The organism is Brevundimonas sp. (assembly GCF_023259385.1).
Classification (GTDB): domain Bacteria; phylum Pseudomonadota; class Alphaproteobacteria; order Caulobacterales; family Caulobacteraceae; genus Brevundimonas.
On the sequence record NZ_JAHFPF010000348.1, the window covers coordinates 1 to 2549 of the forward strand.

At 69.0% G+C, this 2549-nt stretch carries 2 protein-coding genes; one reads left to right on the forward strand and one right to left on the reverse strand.

What is annotated here, in order from left to right:
* Nucleotides 1-629 (reverse strand): hypothetical protein (locus Q0C81_RS18055; RefSeq protein ID WP_291841189.1); only part of this gene is annotated, 629 nt, incomplete at its 3' end.
* A gap of 181 nt (nucleotides 630-810) precedes the next feature.
* Between Q0C81_RS18055 and Q0C81_RS18060 the strand changes: the two genes are divergently transcribed.
* Nucleotides 811-2549: HAMP domain-containing sensor histidine kinase (locus tag Q0C81_RS18060; protein ID WP_291841191.1), on the forward strand; the 1739-nt coding region annotated here is incomplete at its 3' end.

Below are 2549 nucleotides of genomic sequence, written 5' to 3' on the forward strand. Positions count from 1 at the left end.
AGCCGCTCGTTCAGCTCGACGATCAGCCAGGCCGGAACATTGTCCCGCTCGGTGGGGTAGGCGAAGCGGAAGTTCAGCAGATGGGCGAACAGCACCTCCCAGTAGAGGTCCATCTGGTCCAGCAGGCTCTTCCAGTCGATGGCCGCGGACTGCTTCAGGATGACGTGGTTCACGTCGGCCCCGTCGTAGCGGTAGCGGTCCTGGATGAAGACCTTGGACAGGATCAGGGCCGTCGGCGGGGTGATGCCGACCGTGTGGCCGTAGACCTCGATCGTGTCGCCGCCGAACCAGCTGTCGTTCACGGCGATGGTGCCGTTCGACATGGCGAAGATCACGTCGAAGAAATGCTTCTCGTCCTTCCAGACCTTGGCGATCCAGCGCTCGTCCTCGACGTCGGTGCGGTACCCGCGCGCCTGGAAGTAGGCGAGGATGCGCGGGTAGTCCCCGGGCTTGCAGAAGACGTCCAGGTCCTTGGTCGGGCGGCTGATGCCCGTATAGGCCGTCACCGCATAGGTGCCGGACAGCAGGAAGGGTATGCCGCTCTCCTGCAGCAGCCGAAGCGACTCCTCGTAGAAGGCCAAGGCCTCCTTCGGCGGATGGAAGCTCGGGTCGGCGACGGTGTCTGACATTCACGCACTCCTCCCGCGACGGGGAACCGGCGCGGCGAAAAAACGGCTCCGCCGGTCCGGGGGTTCCGTCCCGCCGGGGGACTCCCGCGTTACGTGAAGTCCCTCATCCGCCCTCAGGCCAGTTTGTTTACGGATTGACCTTAACCGTAGTCGCTCGGGTTGGAGCCGGGAGGGCTTCGGGTTGAAGGGTCGTTGGCGTCTGTTCAGACATGAGGCAGGCCGGGTCGCAGGCCCGCCGCCCTGGCTCTATGTGCTGCTCTTCGCGCTGTCGCAGCTGATCGGCCACTGGAGCGTCGCGACCTACGGAACGGTCGCCGTCTGGTTGTCCAACGGAGTCATGGTCGCGGCCCTGCTTCAGCTGCACCGTCGCCCCGCGATGATGGTGCTCACCGCCTGTTTCGCGATCAACCTGCTCTCCAACACCTTCCGGGGCGATCCCGGCGTCTTCCTCTGGATCAATGCGGTTCTGAACCTGGGCGAAGCGGTGCTGGCCGCCCTGATCGCCCGCCGCTATTGCGGCGCCGCGCTGGACATGCGCCGCCCGCGTCGGCTGTTCCGCTTCATGGCCATCTCCGTCACCGCCGTGGCGGCCACCGCCATGGTCGGCTTCAGCCTGGCCTGGGCCCTGCGCCATCCGCCGCTGACGATCTGGCTGTTCAATCTGCAGTCCTTCCTGATCATGGAGGTGATGGGGCTGCTGCTGGTCACGCCGGTGCTGCTGCTATTCGCCCGCGCCCATCGCTTCAAGGGCTTGGCCCGCGCCTCGGCGCCCGAGGCCGTCGTCCTGATCGCCGTGATGACCGTCGTCACAGCCGCCGTCTTCCTGCAGAACGACTACCCCCTGCTGTTCCTGACCCTGCTGCCCATGCTGCTGATCGGCCTGCGCCTTTCGCCGACCATGACGGCGACGGCCCTGATCATCACGTCGGCCATCAGCGGCGCCGCCACCCTGACCGGCTATGGACCCGTGCAGCTGGCCCACCTGCTGGACATTCCGGGGCTGGAAGCCGTTCCGGACCTGCTGCGCCGGCTGGGCATCTACAACCTCTATATGCTGGCCATGGTGGCGACCGTCCTGCCGCTGTCGACGGTGATGAGCGAGCGCCGCCGGCTGGAGGCGCGCCTGCGGACCCGCACCCTGGTCGCCCAGGAGGCCCGCCGCCGGGCCGAGGACGCGGCCGCCGCCCGCTCGCGCTTCCTGGCCGTGATGAGCCATGAGATGCGCACGCCCCTGAACGGCGTCGCGGGCTTCGCCGACCTGCTGGCCGCCCGCCCCAGCCTGGACGCCGAGGCCCTACGTCAGATCCGCCAGATCCGCGAGTCGAGCGATGGCCTGCTGATGCTGGTCGAGGACATTCTGGATTTCGCCCGCGGCGACGACGCCCTGTCGCCCGAGCCGCTCGACCTGGCCGCCGTGGCGCGCGAAGCCATGACGCCCAGCCGCGCCGCCGCCGACGCGCGCGGCCTCACGCTGACCGTCGATGACCGCCTGCCGATCCGGGCGCGGTTCGCCTGCGATCGCCGCGCCCTGCGCCAGGCCGTGCATCCGCTGATCGCCAACGCCGTGAAATTCACCGAGGCGGGCGAGGTCTCCGTGCGTCTCGACCGCGTGGCCGACGGCGTCGTCATCCGTGTCGCCGACACCGGCTGCGGAATCCCGCCTGAAGTCCTGCCGGACCTGTTCGAAGCCTTCGCCCAGGGTGACGCCTCGATCCGCCGCCGTCACTCCGGCGCCGGCCTGGGCCTGGCGCTCGCGGCGCGTCACGTGGGCCGCCTGGGCGGCCGCATCGACGTGGACAGCGTTCCCGGCGAGGGCGCGACCTTCACCCTACACCTGCCGCTGGTCCGCCTGGCCGACGCGGAGCCCGAGCCGGCTCCGGTGGTCGAACTGCGCCCGGTCCCCGAGGTCCAAGCCGAAGC